Origin of the sequence: Chryseobacterium viscerum (assembly GCF_002899945.2) — a bacterium.
GTDB classification, from domain to species: domain Bacteria; phylum Bacteroidota; class Bacteroidia; order Flavobacteriales; family Weeksellaceae; genus Chryseobacterium; species Chryseobacterium viscerum.
Map to the genome: position 1 here is coordinate 479,968 of NZ_PPEG02000004.1, position 19,936 is coordinate 499,903.

At 35.8% G+C, this 19,936-nt stretch carries 18 protein-coding genes and 1 pseudogene; 12 read left to right on the top strand and 7 right to left on the bottom strand.

The features are described 5' to 3' along the window. The first annotated feature begins 42 nt into the window (after nucleotides 1–42). The 3 genes from C1634_RS11530 (at nucleotide 43) to C1634_RS11540 (ending at nucleotide 2,595) form a co-directional block, all read left to right on the top strand. Nucleotides 43–945 (top strand): UDP-3-O-(3-hydroxymyristoyl)glucosamine N-acyltransferase, encoded by a 903-nt coding sequence (locus tag C1634_RS11530; protein ID WP_103231673.1) that lies wholly within the window; start codon nucleotides 43–45, stop codon nucleotides 943–945. A 90-nt stretch (nucleotides 946–1,035) separates the two neighbouring features. Continuing rightward, nucleotides 1,036–1,908, top strand: coding sequence for a succinate--CoA ligase subunit alpha (sucD, locus tag C1634_RS11535; RefSeq protein ID WP_103231674.1), 873 nt, complete (start codon nucleotides 1,036–1,038; stop codon nucleotides 1,906–1,908). 15 nt (nucleotides 1,909–1,923) lie between these two features. After that, a complete protein-coding gene (locus C1634_RS11540; RefSeq protein ID WP_103231675.1) occupies nucleotides 1,924–2,595 on the top strand; it encodes a porin family protein in 672 nt (223 codons plus the stop codon). A 123-nt stretch (nucleotides 2,596–2,718) separates the two neighbouring features. Here the strand turns inward: C1634_RS11540 and C1634_RS11545 are convergent, their stop codons facing one another. The 3 genes from C1634_RS11545 to C1634_RS11555 all read right to left on the bottom strand — a co-directional run bounded on the left by C1634_RS11545 (nucleotide 2,719) and on the right by C1634_RS11555 (nucleotide 5,403). Next, complete coding sequence (locus C1634_RS11545; RefSeq protein WP_103231676.1) at nucleotides 2,719–4,029, bottom strand: ABC transporter permease; 1,311 nt, start codon at nucleotides 4,027–4,029, stop codon at nucleotides 2,719–2,721. A 4-nt stretch (nucleotides 4,030–4,033) separates the two neighbouring features. Further along, on the bottom strand, nucleotides 4,034–4,945 hold the full coding sequence (locus tag C1634_RS11550; RefSeq protein ID WP_109738430.1) for an ABC transporter ATP-binding protein: 912 nt from the start codon (nucleotides 4,943–4,945) through the stop codon (nucleotides 4,034–4,036). 107 nt (nucleotides 4,946–5,052) lie between these two features. Continuing rightward, nucleotides 5,053–5,403, bottom strand: a complete 351-nt coding sequence (locus C1634_RS11555) for a T9SS type A sorting domain-containing protein (RefSeq protein WP_103231678.1) — start codon at nucleotides 5,401–5,403, stop codon at nucleotides 5,053–5,055. A gap of 118 nt (nucleotides 5,404–5,521) precedes the next feature. Here C1634_RS11555 and hemB point away from each other — a divergent pair, with 118 nt between their 5' ends. Continuing rightward, nucleotides 5,522–6,511, top strand: coding sequence for a porphobilinogen synthase (gene hemB, locus C1634_RS11560; RefSeq protein WP_103231679.1), 990 nt, complete (start codon nucleotides 5,522–5,524; stop codon nucleotides 6,509–6,511). Nucleotides 6,512–6,693: 182 nt separating this feature from the next. Here the strand turns inward: hemB and C1634_RS11565 are convergent, their stop codons facing one another. Further along, nucleotides 6,694–6,987 carry a TM2 domain-containing protein gene (locus tag C1634_RS11565; RefSeq protein ID WP_109738431.1) on the bottom strand — a complete coding sequence of 98 codons (294 nt, stop codon included), beginning with the start codon at nucleotides 6,985–6,987 and terminating at the stop codon, nucleotides 6,694–6,696. A 154-nt stretch (nucleotides 6,988–7,141) separates the two neighbouring features. On the opposite strand from C1634_RS11565, the pseudogene lptB reads away from it, so the two are divergent. Further along, nucleotides 7,142–7,867: pseudogene (lptB, locus tag C1634_RS11570) on the top strand (LPS export ABC transporter ATP-binding protein); the annotation flags it as partial. Nucleotides 7,868–8,417: 550 nt separating this feature from the next. On the opposite strand, the gene C1634_RS11580 reads toward lptB, so the two are convergent. Together C1634_RS11580 and hmpA are read right to left on the bottom strand one after the other, a co-directional pair. After that, nucleotides 8,418–8,867: an Rrf2 family transcriptional regulator gene (locus C1634_RS11580; RefSeq protein ID WP_103231695.1), complete on the bottom strand. Its 450-nt coding sequence runs from the start codon at nucleotides 8,865–8,867 to the stop codon at nucleotides 8,418–8,420. A gap of 6 nt (nucleotides 8,868–8,873) precedes the next feature. Beyond that, the gene (gene hmpA, locus C1634_RS11585) at nucleotides 8,874–10,076 is read right to left on the bottom strand and encodes an NO-inducible flavohemoprotein (RefSeq protein ID WP_109738432.1); all 1,203 of its coding nucleotides are present in this window, start codon (nucleotides 10,074–10,076) and stop codon (nucleotides 8,874–8,876) included. A gap of 435 nt (nucleotides 10,077–10,511) precedes the next feature. On the opposite strand from hmpA, the gene C1634_RS11590 reads away from it, so the two are divergent. Continuing rightward, nucleotides 10,512–12,239, top strand: coding sequence for an ABC transporter ATP-binding protein (locus tag C1634_RS11590; protein WP_109738457.1), 1,728 nt, complete (start codon nucleotides 10,512–10,514; stop codon nucleotides 12,237–12,239). Between the two features lie 45 nt (nucleotides 12,240–12,284). After that, entirely contained in the window at nucleotides 12,285–13,238 is a 954-nt protein-coding gene (locus C1634_RS11595; RefSeq protein WP_109738433.1) for a helix-turn-helix transcriptional regulator, read from the top strand. Between the two features lie 230 nt (nucleotides 13,239–13,468). Here C1634_RS11595 and C1634_RS11600 read toward each other — a convergent pair whose 3' ends face one another. Continuing rightward, the gene (locus tag C1634_RS11600; protein ID WP_109738434.1) at nucleotides 13,469–13,960 is read right to left on the bottom strand and encodes a DinB family protein; all 492 of its coding nucleotides are present in this window, start codon (nucleotides 13,958–13,960) and stop codon (nucleotides 13,469–13,471) included. 172 nt (nucleotides 13,961–14,132) lie between these two features. On the opposite strand from C1634_RS11600, the gene C1634_RS11605 reads away from it, so the two are divergent. From C1634_RS11605 to C1634_RS11625, 5 genes are all read left to right on the top strand, one after another. After that, the gene (locus tag C1634_RS11605; protein ID WP_103235045.1) at nucleotides 14,133–14,717 is read left to right on the top strand and encodes a hypothetical protein; all 585 of its coding nucleotides are present in this window, start codon (nucleotides 14,133–14,135) and stop codon (nucleotides 14,715–14,717) included. 333 nt (nucleotides 14,718–15,050) lie between these two features. Further along, nucleotides 15,051–17,471, top strand: a complete 2,421-nt coding sequence (locus C1634_RS11610) for a TonB-dependent receptor plug domain-containing protein (RefSeq protein ID WP_109738436.1) — start codon at nucleotides 15,051–15,053, stop codon at nucleotides 17,469–17,471. 195 nt (nucleotides 17,472–17,666) lie between these two features. Further along, on the top strand, nucleotides 17,667–18,236 hold the full coding sequence (locus C1634_RS11615) for a cob(I)yrinic acid a,c-diamide adenosyltransferase (RefSeq protein ID WP_109738437.1): 570 nt from the start codon (nucleotides 17,667–17,669) through the stop codon (nucleotides 18,234–18,236). After that, nucleotides 18,226–18,873 carry a thiamine diphosphokinase gene (locus tag C1634_RS11620; protein WP_109738438.1) on the top strand — a complete coding sequence of 216 codons (648 nt, stop codon included), beginning with the start codon at nucleotides 18,226–18,228 and terminating at the stop codon, nucleotides 18,871–18,873. Before C1634_RS11615 ends, C1634_RS11620 begins: the two co-directional genes overlap by 11 nt. Nucleotides 18,874–18,968: 95 nt before the next feature. Continuing rightward, the gene (locus C1634_RS11625; protein WP_109738439.1) at nucleotides 18,969–19,844 is read left to right on the top strand and encodes a tyrosine-protein phosphatase; all 876 of its coding nucleotides are present in this window, start codon (nucleotides 18,969–18,971) and stop codon (nucleotides 19,842–19,844) included. The last annotated feature ends 92 nt before the right edge of the window (nucleotides 19,845–19,936 follow it).

The following is a 19,936-nucleotide window of genomic DNA, read 5'->3' on the forward strand; positions in this document are numbered from 1 at the left end:
TGCATCAGCAGTCCGAATTTTGTTTTATAAAAATCTATTGTTATGAGATTCCATTCTCCGCAAAAGCTTAAAACGATTGCAGATTTAATAGGCTCAAAATTTGTGGGCCCAGAAGATTATGAAGTATTAGGGACCAATGAAATTCACATGGTAAAACCAGGTGATATTGTTTTTGTGAACCATCCTAAATATTACGACAAAGCATTGAACTCTGCAGCCACTATTATTTTAATTGATAAAGAAGTAGAATGCCCGGAAGGCAAAGCACTTTTAGTGTCTGATGATCCTTTCAGAGACTTTAATAAAATCAATACTCATTTTACCAGAATATATAATTTCACAGAAGAACTTCACGATGTTGAAATAGGAGAAGGAACAAAGATTCACCATTCTGCAGTGATAGGAAACAATGTGAAAATCGGAAAAAATACCCTTATCTTCCCAAATGTTGTGATCGGAGACCGTACCGAAATCGGAGATAATGTTGTTATCCAGTCCAACACTGTTTTAGGAGGTGATGCTTTTTATTACAGAAAATTAAATGGAAACTTTGACCGTCTGATTTCTGTAGGAAATGTGATCATTGAAAACAATGTGGAGATCGGAAATGGCTGTACCATTGATAGGGGAGTTACAGACTCTACGATCATTGGAGAAGGCTCTGTTTTGGACAACCAGATTCAGATCGGACATGATACTGTTATCGGAAAAAAATGCCTTATTGCTTCTCAGGTAGGAATCGCAGGATGTTGTATCATCGGAGAAGAGGTGACATTATGGGGACAGGTAGGAATCGCTTCCGGGAACAAAATAGAAGCAGGATCTGTGCTTTTGGGAAAAACAGGAGTGAACAGAGATCTTGAAAAAGGAACCTATATTGGGATGTTTGCAGAAGATTTCAAGACTTATCTGAAAAAAGAAGTAAAACTGAGAAATCTCAAATAAACAATTCCAAAGGTTTTATCCAAAATCAAAGAAATTTGAGTAAATTTGTGAGCATTAATAAAATAATAAATAAATTAAAACAACAATAAAATGTCAATTTTAGTAAACAAAGATTCTAAAGTAATTGTACAAGGATTTACAGGGAACGAAGGAACTTTCCACGCTGGTCAGATGATTGAATACGGAACAAATGTAGTAGGTGGTGTTACTCCAGGAAAAGGAGGTAGCGAGCACTTAGGAAAACCTGTATTTAATACTGTGGCTGATGCTGTTGAAAAAGCAGGAGCAAACGTAAGTATCATTTTTGTACCACCGGCATTCGCAGCAGACGCTATCATGGAAGCTGCTGAAGCAGGAATCAAAGTAATTGTATGTATTACTGAAGGTATTCCTGTAGCTGATATGGTAAAAGTAAAAGCTTATATCGCAGACAGAGACTGTAGATTAATCGGACCAAACTGCCCTGGAATCATTACTTCTGAAGAAGCTAAAATTGGTATTATGCCAGGTTTCGTTTTCAAAAAAGGGAAAGTAGGGATCGTTTCAAAATCAGGTACCCTTACTTACGAAGCTGCTGACCAGGTAGTAAGAGCAGGTTACGGTATTTCTACTGCGATCGGTATCGGTGGTGACCCAATCATTGGAACAACTACTAGAGAAGCATTAGAATTATTTATCAATGACCCTGAAACTGAAGCTGTTGTAATGATTGGTGAAATCGGTGGAGGTCTTGAAGCTGAAGCGGCAAGATGGTACAAAGCAAGCGGATCTACTAAGCCGGTTGTAGGATTTATCGCTGGGCAAACAGCTCCTAAAGGAAGAACAATGGGACACGCAGGTGCTATCGTAGGAGGTGATGAAGATACAGCTCAGGCTAAAATGGAAATCATGAGAGAAAACGGTATCAATGTAGTAGATTCTCCAGCTGATATCGGTGCTACTGTAGCGAAAATTCTAGGATAACATAAACCACAACATATGAAAAAACTTTTATTAGCCTCAGCTTTGACTCTTTCCGCATTATCCTTTGCGCAAGTGCAGTGGAATAATACAAGATTCGGTCTTACAGCAGGTTTAAACTACTCAAGAGTAGCCAATGCCCACAATCCCTCTGGCCCAAGATATACCTTTCAAGGTGGAGCTTTGGCTTTGATCCCCGTAGGGAAGGCAAATCAATTCTTTATACAACCCGAAGTGCTGTACTATGGTGCAGGAGAAACCGGGAAAGATAAAGATGCTAAAGGAAAAGATGGTTATGATGCAGTATATGCAAACAACTATCTAAGTGTGCCTCTTTATTTTAAAGGATACTTTTCAGAAGCTGAATCGGAATTCTTTGGAATGATTGGACCTAGATTTAACTTTTTGGTAAGTCAGGATGTTAAGAATGCCCCAATAGGCAGACCTTACTATGATCCGGATGTTACCGATCCTTCACAACCAGCCGGTGTTAACGGTAAAGCGAAAAGCTTTAACTGGGGACTTGGTCTAGGAGTAGGATATAGCTATAAGAGACAACTTGAAGTAGCTTTAAAATATGATTTAGGACTTTCTGACACTTACCCTGGTCTTGTAAAAGAAAAAGGAGGTAGTGATAAGAAAAAATCAGAGCAGGTAATAGCACTTACTTTAAGCTATATATTCAAATAGAATATTTCAAATATAAAAAATCCCGGAAAGTTAATTTCCGGGATTTTTTTGTTTATATATTTTTATTGCAAAACCGATTAAGGTAGAAAAGCAAATGAGCTTACTGTACTTTTATCTTTTCGCTTAGCCTCTAATCCATTTCCAAAGCTCTTTTAACGTCGCTTTATTCCCATACATCAAAATCCCTACACGGTAGATTTTTCCGGCCAGGAAGATCATGAAAACAGTGGTTCCCAACAACAATGCAATAGATAATGCAATCTGCCACGCAGGAACTCCAAATGGTATTCTTGCAATCATCGCAACGGGTGATGTAAATGGAATGATGGATAACCAAAAGCCTAATGGCCCGTCCGGGTTGTTCATTAAAGTGAAACTTCCATACATTCCCAATGTCAAAGGTAGAATAGCAAATAAAGTAAACTGCTGCGTCTCTGTTTCGTTGTCAACAGCAGAACCAATGGCTGCATAAATAGAACTATAAAAGATATATCCTAAAAGGAAGAAAACGATAAATACAAAAATAATCAACGGGAAATTAAGCTCCAGCAAACTGTGTGAAATCTGAGTAACAAGCTGCCCCATATCCAGTTTACTTGTAATCTCTTCATTTCCGCCAGGAATATTTTTCTGAAGGGGGGAGAATCCGGTATTCAGAACCAATGCTCCAATGACAGACATGGTGATCCAGATCAGAAACTGAGTCAGTGCAACCATTGTTACCCCTAGGATTTTACCCATCATCAGTTCAAAAGGTTTTACAGAAGAAATGATGATCTCTACAACACGGTTATTCTTTTCCTCAAGCACACTTCGCATTACCCTTACCCCATAAATAATGATAAACATAAAGGTAACATACATCAGGACCATACTCAGACCAGATTTTACTCCGAAAGCAAGATCAGAATCCTCTTTGTTATTATCTGTTACATTAATGGTCTTTAGGGTGAAGCTTTTATCAAGGTCATCTAACTGAGTTTCCTGGATACCCAGCTGTTTGATCTTTTCCTTTTTAACAATATTACTGATATCAGAAACAATTTTCTGCTTTGTATCGAACCCTATTTTGCTGTTGATTACCAGCCTCGTTTCTTTTTCAAGCGCATCAAAGTTCTGGTTTTTAAGTTCTGGCAGAATTAGAATACCATCCAGCGATTCATTTCCCTTTAAATTATTGATCTTGGATTTTTCGTCTGCAGAAGAAACAAAAACGTAATTTAATTTATCATTAGATTTCAACTTGTTGGTAAACAATCCGCTTTTATCAACCACTTCTATAATACTGTGGGACTCATTCGCCTTAAACATTAATCCTACTACCGCTCCAAAAGCAATAATCATGACAGGTGCCAGCAAGGTCAATACAATGAAAGACTTTTTCTTAACCTGTGTAAGAAATTCCCTCTTGGTAATTAAAAAAATATTATTCATAAAATTAAGAATGGTTGCTTACAGCATTAATAAATACTTCATTCATACTAGGAATCTTTTCGTCGAATGATCTCACTTTACCCACCTGTACAAGGTCGAGAAGGACATTATTCTGGCTTTCCTCATTTTTCAGATCAAAAGAAACAAGGTTGTTCTCATTCGATAAATTGAAGATCTCATATTTGTTTGTGAAATTTTCAAACTGATCGTTGCTGACTTCAGAAAGCGTAACTCCGAAAATATTTTTCTTGAATTTTTCTCTTACATCAAAAACCCTTCCGTCAATAATTTTTTTAGAATTGTTGATCAAAGCAACATAATCACACATTTCCTCCACACTTTCCATTCTGTGGGTAGAAAGAATAATCGTTGTTCCGTTATTTTTAAGATCAATGATCTGATCTTTGATTAAGTTGGCATTTACAGGGTCGAAACCTGAAAAAGGTTCATCAAGAATTAAAAGATGGGGTCTGTGAAGAACAGTTACCACAAACTGGATCTTTTGTGCCATCCCTTTGGAAAGCTCAGAAAGCTTCTTCTTCCACCATTGATCGATGTGCAGTTTTTCAAACCATTTTTTGGCTTCATTCAGCGCATCATTCTTACTCATCCCTTTCAATTCCCCGAAATAAAGAATCTGGTCCCCGACGCTCATATTTTTGTACAATCCTCTTTCTTCGGGCATATAACCGATATCTTTGATATGATTGGGATTCAGTTTTTCTCCATTGATGAAGATGTCTCCTGAGTCGGCCTGAGTAATTTGATTGATAATACGGATAAAAGACGTTTTTCCGGCTCCGTTGGGTCCTAAAAGGCCGTAAATACTACCTTTTGGAACATGGATGCTAAAATCATCCAGTGCGACCTTTTTTCCAGCATTATAGGTCTTTTTAATATGTTCAGCTTTTAGCATTAAAATGTTCTTTTTACAATTAGTATTAAAAAGTCCCGAAAGTTACGGAAATATTAAACCAGAATTAATGTAAAAGAAAAAATCCTGATGATTATCAGGATTTTAATTTATTGTTTTACGATTTGAGTAACTTTCTGCGTGTTGTCACTTAAAATATAGCGGATCATATATTTTCCGGGTTTCAATTTTTCAATATTAATCTCTCCGGAATTCATATTTACTGTATAATTAGCAACCTGCATACCCAAAATTGAATAAAAAGTCACACTTTTGATCCTTAAAGAAGAATCTTTTGCCTTAATGATAAGGAAATCCTTTGCAGGATTTGGATAGGCTAGCAATACCCCATCATCCGCCTTTTGGGTGATGGAACCCGGCTCTCTCAGCTGAGCTTTTAAATTGTTGGAAAATCCAACAAAAGTGCCTACAAATAGAAATAAAAGTAAAAGTTTTTTCATCAAATTTATAATTTCTCGGATATATATAACAAATGTAATAAATTCTATAATTTCATACAATAGTTTTTTGCAGAACTTATATTAAATTTGTAGAAACTTATTCAAAAAGTATTCCAAAATGATACATTCAAGAAATAGAAGACTTAGAGTTAATGAATCTATCAGAAGTTTGGTAAGAGAAAATGTGCTTACAACTGATGATTTTGTAATGCCAATCTTCGTAATGGAGGGCGAAAACAAGGAGGAGGCGATCCCGTCTATGCCGGGAATTTTTAGGCGGAGTATAGATTTAACAGTGAAGGAATGTAAGGAATTATTTTCTTTGGGAGTAAAAGCTGTCAATTTGTACATGAAAGTGTCAGAACACTTGAAAGACAATACAGGAAAAGAAGCCTGGAACAAAAATGGATTGATGCAGAACACGATCAAAGCCATCAAAGATGCCGTTCCCGGAATGATTGTTATGCCGGATGTAGCTTTAGATCCTTATTCAATCTACGGACACGACGGAATCATTGAAAACGGAAAAGTTATCAATGACGCTACCAATGATGCGCTGGCAAGAATGTCTGTATCCCATGCAGAAGCAGGAGCAGATCTTGTGGCACCAAGTGATATGATGGATGGCCGAGTAATGGTTATCCGTGAAGCACTGGAAGAAAGCGGATTTGCAGATGTAGGAATTGTAAGCTATGCTGCCAAATATGCAAGTTCTTTCTATGGACCTTTCAGAAGTGCTTTAGACAGTGCCCCGAAAGATGATATGGAAATCCCGAAAGATAAAAAAACATATCAGATGGATTTTCACAACTCCCGTGAAGCATTGAATGAAGTGTTCAAAGATATTGAAGAAGGCGCCGATGTGATCATGATCAAACCGGGACTTCCTTATCTTGATATTGTTTCCAAAGTACGTGAAGCCATTGATCTTCCGATCGCGGTATACAACGTAAGTGGAGAATATGCCATGGTAAAAGCGGCGGCCCAGAACGGCTGGCTGGATAATGACAAAACGATCATCGAAAGTTTAACATGCTTCAAAAGAGCAGGAGCAGACATGATCTTTACTTATTTTGCTAAAGAAGCGGCTATCTTATTGAATAAATAATAGCTATAGAACCGTTGATCCGGACATTCCAAATTGTGGAACATGGTGCAAAGGAATCTGGTATCCATGTGGTATGGAGCACTTAGCTTGTCCTGATTAATACTATTCAAGATAGAAAAATAATAGGCTGTTCGAATACGAACAGCCTATTTTATTTTAATTAAGCGTATAGATGATTCATGTTATAACCATCCCTTTTTCCCATACACATAAGTATCATCAAATTGTTTATCACTCATAAAGAGATATAAAATCCCCTCAATAAAAGGAATAATTGAGGCTGCTCCTAAAGTAACCACATTCAGAACCAATTGAATAATTCCTTCTTTCGTATATCCCAGATAAAACTTATTCAAAGCCAGCCACCCCACAAGAATTCCCAATAAAGCCGCAGGAATTTTCTTTTCCGAATGGTAAGGGACATTGTTTTGCTGGTTTTGTGCGTTTTCTGTTTTTGTATAACCGTAATTTTCCATTTCTTAGTATTTGTAATTGATTGCGATGTTTTATGATAAGTAGCGTAAAGCTGTGAAAAGTTACAATGATGTGGATCTGAACAAATTTGCATGTAAGATAAACAAGTTGATATTAACATATAAGTGAAGTTTATATTTTTGATATATTTGCCCTATGATTTTACGAGGAGAAAACTTAATCAAGGAATACGGTCCTAAAAAAGTTGTAAAAGGCGTTTCTGTACAGGTTCAACAGGGAGAAATTGTTGGTTTGCTAGGTCCGAACGGAGCAGGGAAAACCACATCGTTTTATATGATCGTAGGGTTGGTTAAGCCCACTTCAGGAAAAATTTTCCTGGATAAACAGGAGATTACTACCGATGCTATGTACCGAAGAGCCCAAAAGGGAATCGGATATCTGGCTCAGGAAGCTTCGGTTTTCAGAAAACTTTCCGTAGAGGAAAACATTATGGGAGTATTGCAGCTTACCAAGCTTTCAAAGCGTCAACAGCAGATCAAATGTGATGAACTGATTGAAGAATTCTCTCTACAGCATGTCCGTAAAAACAGAGGAGATCTTCTTTCCGGAGGGGAAAGACGTAGAACCGAAATTGCACGATGTCTTGCCACAAGCCCGAACTTTATTCTTTTGGATGAACCTTTCGCAGGAGTAGACCCCATTGCCGTTGAAGATATCCAGAAAATCGTGAGAAGTCTTGTAGACAAAAACATCGGAATTCTGATTACCGACCACAACGTACAGCAAACGTTGGCGATTACCAATAAAACCTATATTATGTTTGAAGGAAAGATCCTGAAAGAAGGACTTCCGGAAGATCTTGCGAACGATCCGCAGGTAAGAGAAGCATACTTGGGTGAAAACTTCGTTTATCAGAGTATTTTAGACAAACCTAAAAAGAAAAAATACGCTTACAATATCTGGGCAGGTAATTTTGATTCAAAGGCGCAGTTCCAGGGATTTGTAGATGAAAATTTCAAACAATTTGATGATCTCAGATTGATGTACGGATTTGAGGATATCAGTTTTGCTTCATTAGCTAACTCTGAAATTGAGCATATCTTTAATGAAGTGGTGGATAAGAATGCCAACAACTCATTTGTTTTTCAGAAAAAAGAAATCAACAGCCAGTATTCTCTGGAGCAGGCTGGAGCAGAGTCTAAAGAAGCCAGCAGAAAAGAACTGCATTACCTTACGACTTATATGTATGAAGGATAAGCACAACTGTGCGGTAAGAATTCTTTAATGTGTTTTTTTGTTTTTTCTTATGGCTTTCCAATATGGAAAAATGAGAATATTAAAAACTAAAGTTATAGTCAGTGCAACGCACCAGGACTCCAGCCAGTTATAAATAAAATATTCATCATAGATCTTTTCATTATGGTGTAATGAAGTGAGTGTAAAAGTAATGATTGCTGTGATAAACAGACTCTTAAGTATTGTTTGCTGCATTCTTTTGATTGGCAAATATAATTTCCCAATTATTAAAAGCGAGGTCAGATAAATGATGCTGATTCATACTGTCGATGAAAGCTTGATAAGCGATATCTAAAAATGATTTTAGTTTACATTCATAGGAGACAAATACACACGATTTTGAAAAACAATTGATGATTGGAGTATCATCTTGTTCCAATAGATGTATAAGATCACCTAATCCTGTTTTATTCGCTTTCTCAGAAATGGTAATTCCGCCATTTTTCCCTCTTTTTGTTATGACTAGTTCTTTTTGAGATAGAAATTGAACCACTTTAATAAGATGATTACGAAGGATATCAAGTCTTTCGGACAATTCATCCAAAGAAGATGAAGAGGCCTTATCATTTTGATTTAAATAGATTAAGACCCGTAAACTATAGTCAGTAAAGTGGTTCAGTTTCATTGATTGTTAATTTAGATGAAGCAGTTGAGGCCCAAATTCTTCATAAAGAATATCTTCTTTGGCAATGCCTAACTGTAGTAAAGAATTATATTGAGCTTTAATAAATGCTTCGGGGCCACAAATATAATACTTTGCATTATCAATAAGAATTTCCTCCTTGATTTCATGTAAGTCTATTCTCCCTTTTTTGACAAGATCAGAATGGTTGTCAACCGTTTCATAAAAAATATGAGTGGTTAGCCATTGATTGTTTGTATTCAAGTGGTTCACATGATCTTTAAAAGCATGTGCTTTTTCATCTCTGCAGCTATGAAGCCAGACTACAGTGTTGTTTTGCAGCGTGTTCTTTTGAGTTTCCAGCATACTCAACAATGGAGTAGCGCCTACACCACCGCTTATGAGTACCAGTGGATCTTCAGATACCGGATTGGCATGAAAAACTCCGGCTGGAGCACTTACCCATATTTCATCACCTACTGCCTTTTGATGTAACACATTAGAAATAACTCCATCAGGTAAGCTTTGATTATTTTTTTCTCTTTTTACCGAAATTCTATAATGTTCAGGATTGAAAGCTGAAGACAGGCTATATTGTCTGGGTTGCTCGTGCCCCAATGCAGGAATAAATGTTTTTATCGAAATATATTGACCCGGCAGGTAATCTGCAATTGATTTATTATCCATGGGTTTTAGATAGAACGATTTTATTTCATCGCTTTCCTCTACAATATCTGCAATGACAAAAGCTCTCCAGCCTTTCCAGCCTCCTTCTTTTTTCAGGGTAGATTCATAGAGTTCATGTTCGATAGAGATCATAATCTGAGCTAATTCATTATAAGCTTGTGTCCATGCTTCTATAAGCTCATCACTAGCAGCCTCACCTAAAACTTCCTTGATTGAGGAAATCAAATGGAGACCTACAATATCGTATTGTTCCGGACTAATATTTAAGCTTACATGCTTATTTCCGATAGATTTTAAAACATTGATAAGAACTTCCGGATTTTCAATCTGTTCAGCATAGGCTAGTACAGCTCCGGCTAAGGCATTTTGCTGTTTTCCACTTGCCTGATGGCTCATATTAAAAATGTTTTTCAGTTCAGGATTATGCGTAAACATTCTTGTATAAAAATGTTTTGTTAAATCTGTTCCATTGGTTTTTAAAACTGGAACTGTTGCTTTTACAAGTGCTTTTTGGTTCGTATTCATCTGGTCTTTTTTTATATGATGGTACAAATGTATAAAAAAAATTCTAATTGTTGTATTTTAAATACAACAATTAGAATTGAAATGTTTTCATCAAAAATTAGCTCATATAATAAGCACTGGTATTCTGGCGATGTGATCATATTGTTTCTACAATTTCCGAAGAATTTGTTTTCAGAAGAGGGAAGAGTGTATTGTATTTTCGATAATCAATGGATGAAATGATGCAGCCCATTTTGAAAACAAGGAATTAAAAATTTTTAGTCCCAATAGAAAAAACAAGTCGTATTAAGTTGGCTATTTCTATGAATTGTTTTAAAAAAGGTTTAATTTTACTAGGCTCTATAAACAACATTAATGGCAAAACCTTTCAACAGAACCGTTACTTTATTCGGAATCTACAAACAGCTTGTTCCATTCATCAGACCTTACCGGCTAATGATTTACGGAACCCTGTTTCTTACTTTTCTGGGAGCTCTGGCAGCACAGGTGAACCCTATTGTTTTGAAATATACAGTAGATGAGGTCACCAAACTTACCCATCTTCCACACCCGATGACAGAAGGAGTTCATATTCTGATCATTATTTCAATTATTTTATTGGGAAAAGAACTGCTGAATATTTTTATCAATTTTGGACAGAAATTTTATGGAGAGAAGATCAGAATCAATGTAAGCTCTGTACTGGCTCAGTCAGCGATTGATAAAATTTTAACCTATAGAGTTGCCTATTTTAACGATGAAAATCATGAATCCGGAAAATTACAGATAAGAATAGACCGCGGAATAGAAAGCCTGACAAGATTGGTTCAGAACTTTTTCATTGATATTCTGCCTCTTTTTTCCAATGCGATCATCGCACTGATCATTATGTACATGCAGAATGTGTATGTGGGGCTTGTTTCCACCATTATTGTCCCTATTTACTTTTATATCAGCTCCCTGCAGGCTAAAAAATTAGGAGGAGTACGCCGTCAGCTTAGAAATCAAAGGGAAAAAAAGACATCCGGACTTCTGAATCTGATTAATTCTATCATGGTGATCAAAAGTTTTGTCCGTGAAAAATTTGAAGGAAAAAAACAATATGATCTTCAGATGCAGTTGATGGAAAGCCAGATGATTACCCGCAGAACCAATTTTATTTATGATGGTTTAAAAACATTTCTTGAACAGTTTGGCGTTGTGCTGATTATCCTTCTAACTGTTTATCTCGTTCTTGACCAGCAAATGACAATTGGAGCAATCATGCTTCATATTATGCTTTTTAACAATGTTTCAGCACCTATTCGCCAGCTGCACAGGATCTATGATGATATGAATGATGCCATGATTTATGCTGAAGGTTACTTTGATATTCTGAATGCAGATAACGAAACCGAACAGAACGGAAATTTTACGGAAAAAGAAATCAAAGGAACTTTTGAATTGAAAAATGTAGATTTTACTTATCCCAATGGTACAAAAGCCCTACATGAGGTTTCCATGAAAATTGAAAATGGAAAGACTACAGCTTTGGTAGGATTGAGCGGTGCAGGAAAGTCAACGATTATTAATCTTTTATGTAAATTTTATCTTCCTGATTCCGGAGAAATTCTATTGGATGGAGTGGACCTTAATGAATATGACAATACTTTTCTAAGACGTGATCTGGGACTTGTACTTCAAAAAAATCACATTTTCCAGGGAAGCATTGAAGATAATATCCGCTATGGAGACATGAATGCAAGTTTTGAAGAAATTCAGCAGGCCGCCAAAAAGGCTTATCTGCATGAGCAGATTATGGATCTTCCCGAAAAATACAAACACGATGCTACTCAGCTTTCTGGAGGACAGCAGCAGAGAATTGCCATTGCAAGATTATTCCTCAAAAATCCTCCGATCATCTTTTTGGATGAGCCAACAGCCAGTCTGGATGCCATTGCCACAGAACAGATCAAAAACTCCCTGGATGCGATAAAAGAAGGAAGAACAGTTGTCATTATTTCCCACTCGTTGTCACAGATTCTGGATTCCGATATCATTTACGTAATGAAAAAAGGAAGAGTCGTTGAGAACGGAACACATGATGAACTTTACAATAAAGAAGGAACCTACCGTGAGATTTTTGACGCATCAGCCCGCAGTTTGAACCTCGATAAACTGGTGAATACTTTTAAAGAAAATTAAATAAAAAGCTTTACCTCAAAAAAAGAATTTTAGCTTTGTTGCATAATGAACGATCACTACCTAAAAAAACTCGATCGGGTGACGGCCATCCTTACCCAATTACAGTCGAAGCCCATTGTTCGGGCGCAGGACCTGGCTGAAAAATTCGATGTAAGTATCAGAACTATTTACCGTGATGTAAAAACCCTTGAAAATGCAGGCATTCCTATCGTAGGAGAAGCAGGTAACGGCTATTCTTTAATGGATGGCTATAAGCTTCCCCCGATTATGTTTACCAAAGAAGAGGTCTTAAGTTTCATTACTGCTGAAAAGCTGATGCAGAAATTTTCACACCAAAGCTTAGGAAATCATTATCAGGCGGCAATGGAAAAAGTGCGTTCTGTGCTAAAGCATTCTGATAAAAATTTGATTAAAAATATTGAAAAGCAGATTGATGTTTTCAGTTTTCATACCGATTCCGGAGACTCTCTTAAAAATGTAATTCCTATCATTCTGGAAAGTATCGCAGAGAAAACTCAGCTGACTATAAAATACCAGACTGTAGACGGAAGAGTAAACAACAGAACGATAGAAACAGTGGGGATGTTTTTTGAGTTTAATTTTTGGTACATCATGGCATACTGTACGCTGAGAAAAGATTTCAGACAGTTTCGAATCGACAGGATTTTAGAAATTTTAAAAACACAAAATCCCTTTCTACAGGAATATGGTCAGGTGAATGATTACCGGAAAAAATCAAATGGGAATAAAGTGAAAGCTAAACTTTTGGTAGACAAAAAGATCATGTCTCATCTGGTAAATTCTAAAAAATATTACGGATTGATAGAAGAAGAGGAAACAGAACAAGGGGTAGAACTTACTTTTGAAACCGAATGGATTAATGACGGATTTCCCCGCTGGCTGGTTACTTTTGCAGATTATGCCACTGTTTTGGAGCCGGAAAGCCTTCGTGTAAGACTCCATGATTTGCTCACAAAGATGGTCGAAAGACATCAATAATAAACCCCAACAAGACAGCTGTTGAGGTTTAAAGACTTAATTGAGGCAAATAGATGAAATGATTAATAGATCAAAAAGGAAAAATTACAAAAAAGCAAATTTGTTGTGTCGCAAAAATGAAATAAGTTGAGTTTAAATTGAAGAAAAATCACAATAATAAATGACATCGCAGTTGTAATTTTTCTCAGAAGTCTTAGCCTTTTTGCAATTTTACCTTTCTGTTTTTTTTATTAGAATCTTTCCCAGAAGAATGGTGGCTCGATTCCTAAAGCTCTCAGATAAACATATCCTTGTCCACGGTGATGAACTTCGTTGTCTACAAAATAAAGAACATTTTGATATACCGGGAATTCATATTGTCCGAATAAATTGAAAGTCTCCTGAAAACGCTCTTCAGAAATCAAATTGAAATAATGGTTGATCACTTCTGTTTCTTCATCCCATTTTTTTAAGAGTTCTTCTTTAGTCTTTGGATTGAAAGCCTCTTCATTGTAAGCTTCCATATTTCCTTCAACAATTCCTTTTAAAGCGGGCCCGCCAATATTGATCAGTTCTAATGCCAGCTTGGCAAACGGTCTCATGCCCCCTACTGAAAATTCAAATAAATCCTTTTCAGGAAAAGATTCAATCACTCTTCTTGTTAGGTTTCTATGGCCTTGCCAGTCATTTAATAGCTGTTCAGAAGTCATAAATTGTTTAGTGGCAGTTGCTGTAGTTGTCATAATTGTATGGTTTTTGTTTGTTGTTGATACAAAGGTAAGGGTAGGTAATGACAACAGTTTGTCAGTAGTATTTTTGATATTGAAAAAATATTTTTTCTTTGCTAAAATATCCGGACCTACTTTTCCGTTAGAAGAAAGGATATTAATAAATGAAATCGCTATTATTAGAATTATGAAGAAGTATATTTTGCCCGTTATCACCACTTTTTTATTAGTATCATGCAATAAGATTGAGGAAAAAATTGACCAGACTGTTCAAAAAACGACAGAAACCGTGCAACAAAAAGCACAGCAGGCTGTAGAAGAAACAGTAAAAAAAACAGTCAATGAATCTATAAATTCTTTAACCAATTCCGAGGATGCTAAGTTTAATACCGTTTTTCCTGGTACTGGAGCTTCCGTTGTTTCTGAAGAGAAAGGAAAGAAAGTTAAAATTCCCGGAAGACCTGAAGGTTATATTTTCAAATACAAAGCAGACATTGCGGTATTGCTTCCGTTTTTGGAAGGTCAGCCTACTTCCGATGAAAGTAAATCTGATAAAACTGCCCGTAAAATTGACGGACAAAACATTATTGATAAAATAAGTTTTATGTCCAAATTCCTTCCTGACAATACGTTTGATACAAGTATTCTGGAAGATATAAAATCCGATAAAAATATTCAATACTATAAATTGAAAAGATTCCCAAACAGTAGTACAATTATCTACAACCCAAAAAATCAGACCATCATACAATACGTAGAGGTAAATAAATAATTTGGATATGGCCGGTTTTCCGGCCATTTTTTTTCAACAGTCATTGCGAGCCATAGGTGAAGCAATCTCAACCCGTTGAAAACCACTTGTCAGGAAGAATAAAATCATGTTTATTTCTGATGTTAACTAATTGATTTTTTTATACAAATATGGTGTTATTGATTTATTTTTTTTCATGTTATTAATAAATCACTTTATGTTTTGTAGATTAATTATTGTTTTTGTGAAATGGTATAATTTTCGCAAATATTAAATTAAATTATTACTATATGTTTTATTTTAGTATTTAATGTTTATTTTTTTACTAGATTTATTGAATAATTAACAATTGACATGAAGAATAATTTATTTAATGGAAAAATCTATGCCTTAGTATTAAGCGGAGCTGGTGCAATGGGATATGCTCAGGACAGTATAAAACAAAATAAAATAGATGAAGTTGTGGTTACTACGGGTAGAACTAAGCCTAGAACTATTATTACCTCTGCGATTCCTATTGATAATATTTCGGCCGTACAGCTAAAATCTACAGGGCAAATTACTTTTGATAAAGCTTTGACATATGCTGTACCCTCTTTTAATTCATCCCAGCAAACTGTTTCTGATGCAACGGCTCACTTTGATCCGGCAGATTTAAGAGGATTAGGCCCTTCCAGAACATTAGTTTTGGTTAATGGTAAAAGAAAAAATCAAAGCGCTTTAATTTATGTTAATGATACACCGGGAAAAGGTGAAGTAGGTACGGATCTGAAAAGTATTCCATCTGCCGCTTTACAAAACGTAGAAGTATTGAGAGATGGTGCCTCAGCACAGTATGGTTCTGATGCTATTGCAGGAGTGATCAATATTATTCTTAAAAACAGCGTTGGGAAAAGCACTGTTAATCTTTTTTCTGGTGTTACTTCAAAAGGAGATGGCTTTAATATCGGAGCAGATTTTAATACAGGAATCAAAGTTGCAAAAAATGGAAGTCTGAATCTTACATTGGGATATTCTTCCCAAAATAAAACCAACCGTGCAGGTTCTATTACAAAAGATGAACTTTTTGGTGTGGATAATGCCTGGACGCAAGCTAATCCTGGCTTAGGAATGATTATAGGGCAACCGGAGACAAGAGTTGCTAATATGTTTGTAAATTTTGAATTACCAACAGGTGAAACGGGTAAGTTTTATGCTTTTGGGGGTACAACTTACAGAAATGGGACCAGTTTTGCTTTGTATAGAACACCTTATTGGGTAGCTTCAGATTTTGGTTTATTAACTCCAAAAGGGCAAGCTTACAATGGATTTCAGCCGCAGTTTAAAACAGATGTTTATGATTATAATTTAACCTCCGGGTGGAAAGGCATGTTTGGAAAATGGAGTTTTGATGGGAGTGCAACCTTTGGCTCTAATGCAGTAAATTATGTTGTAGGAAACACTATTAATACCTCTTTGGGTGGAAATTCACCAACTCGTTTTAAAGCAGGTGGCCATCAGTTTAGCAATATTATAGGAAACATAGATATCAACCGAAATTTTGGGGCGCTTGTTTTAGGAGCTGGTGTTGAAGTACGCAATGAAAACTATCAGGCGAAGGCAGGGGAGGAAGCATCTTATATAGGAAGTGGTGCAGAATCATTTCCAGGACTGCAGCCTCAAAATGAAATCAATAAGAATCGTCAAAATATGGGAGCTTATATGAATGCTGAGTGGGATGTTACGAAAAACTTATTGGTTGGAGGAACTGTGAGATATGAAAACTTTAGTGATTTTGGGAATAATGTTTCCTGGAAAGGAAATGCAAGATATAAGCTGTTAGATGATAAATTAGTTTTCCGTGGGTCAGTTTCTACAGGATTTCGAGCACCTTCATTACACCAGATTTATTATTCCAATGTTCAAACCAAAATTACAGGGAATACTGTAGCTAATCAGGGGACTTTTAATAATGACTCTCAAATTGTAAGATCTGATCTTGGGGTAGCAAAATTAAATGCTGAAAAAGCCTTTAACATTACTGCTGGATTTGCCGTAAAACCTTTTAAAAACCTTACTATTACAGCAGATTATTATAGAATAAAAATTAAGGACCGTGTACTTTTTTCAGGAGATATTGGTTACAAAACTGGTGCTCCGGGGAGTCCGGATATAACAAACCCTGTGGAAGTAATATTAGACAATAATAAAATAACTTCTTTGAAGTTTTTCACCAATGCTGTAAATACAGTTACTGAGGGGGTAGATTTCGTAGCTAATTATTCTACTTCCGCTATTGGGAAAGGAAGATTGGGAATTATTGCTGCTTTCAATTATAACGAAACTAAAATAGTAGATAATATTGCCGTTCCACCTATTTTGGCTGGAAATGGATACTCAGAAAACTTTTTTGATAGAAAAGAACAATCCAGAATTACCTCTGCAAGGCCAAAAACAAAAACTATTCTTAGTCTTTCGTATGACATTTCAAAGTTTAACTTTAATCTTAATAATACTTACTTTGGTTCTGTTACATGGCAGCACGCAAGCGATCCTGCCAAAGATCAGACATTTTCTGGTAAGGTAGTTACAGACATCATTTTAACATATAAAATCACGAAAGACCTTAAAGTTTCAGGAGTTGTAAATAATTTATTTGATATTTATCCGGATGTAATAGATAGCAAAGGAGATGTCGTAACAGATCTTGGAGGAAGGTTCAAATATCCTTGGGAGGTGAACCAGTTTGGATTTAATGGAACAATTTTTCAGCTAAATGTTAATTATACTTTTTAATCTATAAATAAAGGAATGGGTATTTGCTTTGTCATGTTTAACAAAGGGTAAGCAATCTCAAAAGATAGAGAAGCCAGATATACAAATATTAGCTGACATTAATTCCTAATGTCAGCTAATTATTTTTCAGGCAGAATAGGCAGTTATTGCTACTTTTTACATTGTACTTTATACAAAAAAAGGTATTTTAGTACTATGAAAATTTATACAAAAACAGGAGATAAAGGTCAGACGGCATTATATGGTGGAACAAGAGTTTCCAAAGCCAGTGCCAGAGTAGACAGTTATGGAAATATAGACGAGCTGAATTCATTTATTGGGATTGCAAAAAGCCATATCGAAGATGAAGAAGTGTTGAGACAATTGAAGAAAATACAGTTTGATTTGTTTACAGTAGGTTCAGAAGCTGCAACACCAGCGGATAAACTAATGCTGGCCAATGGAAAATCACGTCTTCCAATCATTATTTCAGAAACAGAAATTGAAGAGCTGGAGCAATGGATGGATGCTTTTGAAGAGAAACTGGAACCCCTTCAATACTTTATTCTTCCGGGTGGCGGGAAGTCAGCTACTTTTTTACATGCGGGAAGAACCATCTGCCGAAGAGCAGAACGTTCATTGGTATTTTTAAATGAATCGGAAGAAGTACGTCCGGAACTCATTAAATATTTAAACAGACTTTCAGATTATCTTTTTGTATTGGCAAGATATATTTCAAAACTAAACAACGAACCGGAAGAATACTGGAACCCGAATGAGAGATAAAGCATTACTTTTCATCAACGGAGAGGCTCCAAAATCGTTACCCAATCCGGAAAATTATGGTTTGATCGCTTGTACAGATGGTGCTTTCCACTATTTAAAAAGGATGGGATTGCCATTGGATAAACTCGATTTTATTTCTGGCGATTTTGATTCGCACTCTGGGTCGGATGAAGATATGTATCAGGAAAAATTTATCCTTACATTGGATCAGGAAAAAACAGATTTTCACAAAGCGTTGGAAATTATTCAGGAAAGAGGTTTTTCGGAGATTGATGTTTTTGGAGGAAGTGGAGGTGAACAGGATCATTTTTTGGGAAATATTACCGTTGCTTATGCGTTTAAAGATCAGATGAACATTAAATTTTATGATGAGTTTTCAGAATATTATTTTATTCCCAATGATTTTAAACTGAAAGGTGTAAAAAACAAAATTATTTCTCTCTATCCGTTTCCATCAGTAAATAATATAACCACTCAGGGACTCAATTGGCCTTTGACAAATGAAACCCTAAGTATTACCTCAAGAATAGGAACCCGAAATTTTGCCATTGAAGATGAGGTTTCCATAGAATACGAATCCGGTGATGTTTTGTTATTTGTAGGAATCCGTGAAATAGAATATCCGACAATCTATTAAAAGGATCTAATGAGATATTAATAGAAATGGGCTTTAGCCCATTTGATACAAAATATACCAATCCACTGGCTTTAGCCAAAACTTATTAAAAACAATTGAATACATTAATCAAAATATCAGTTTTCACCATTTCATTATGCTGTATTTTCTCATGCAAAACACAACATTTTGAAACCCCTGAATATGGAAAAAATGAAACTGAAAAAGTAATTCAGATTAAGAAAGTGAATAATTTCCGAATGGTAGGAAATATTAAAAATACAGAAGGAAGAACTTTAAAATCAGGTAAGCTGTATAGAAGTGCCCATCTTCATAAGCTGAAAAAGAAATCTTTTGATGATATTGAAAAACTGGGCATAAAAGAAGTTATTGATCTTAGAAATTCAAAAGAAATATCTCAGAGCCCGGATCAGCTTCCTGCAGAAATTGTTTATAAAAAATATTCAGCATTTGAAGATGAAGGTGATCAGCTTGCTCAGGCGAAAAAACTTGTCCTTAAAGGTAAAGTGAACGCTTCCGATGCCGACAAAAGAATGATCGACTTCTACCGTGAATACGTTACAGAAAATCCGGAAACGATAAAGAGGATTATCACAGAAATTCTGGAATCCAAAGATCCGATTCTTTATCACTGTACGGCCGGAAAAGACAGAACAGGAATTACAACAGCATTGATTCTTACGATTCTGAAATTTGATAAAGAGACCATTTATAACGAATATCTTTTATCCAACAATTATAGGAAAGATCTTGTTCAGAAAAGACTCCGCCTTGCCAATAATCTACATTTCCTTTATCCAAAGATGGATTTGAAGGTGCTGGAAAAACTGAGCTGGGTAGAAAAAAGATACCTTGATGCCGCTTTTGAAGAGATCAATAAAAAGTATGGCTCTACAGATGCCTATATTCAGCAGGTACTGGGCATTTCAGACGTCAAAAGGAATGAATATATTCAAAAGTTTACCTACTGATTATCAGAGATAAATTTTCACAAGATATGATATTGGGGCTTTATTTAAAATTATGATAATTTTAACACCTAAAAATCAAACTTTTTTAGCAA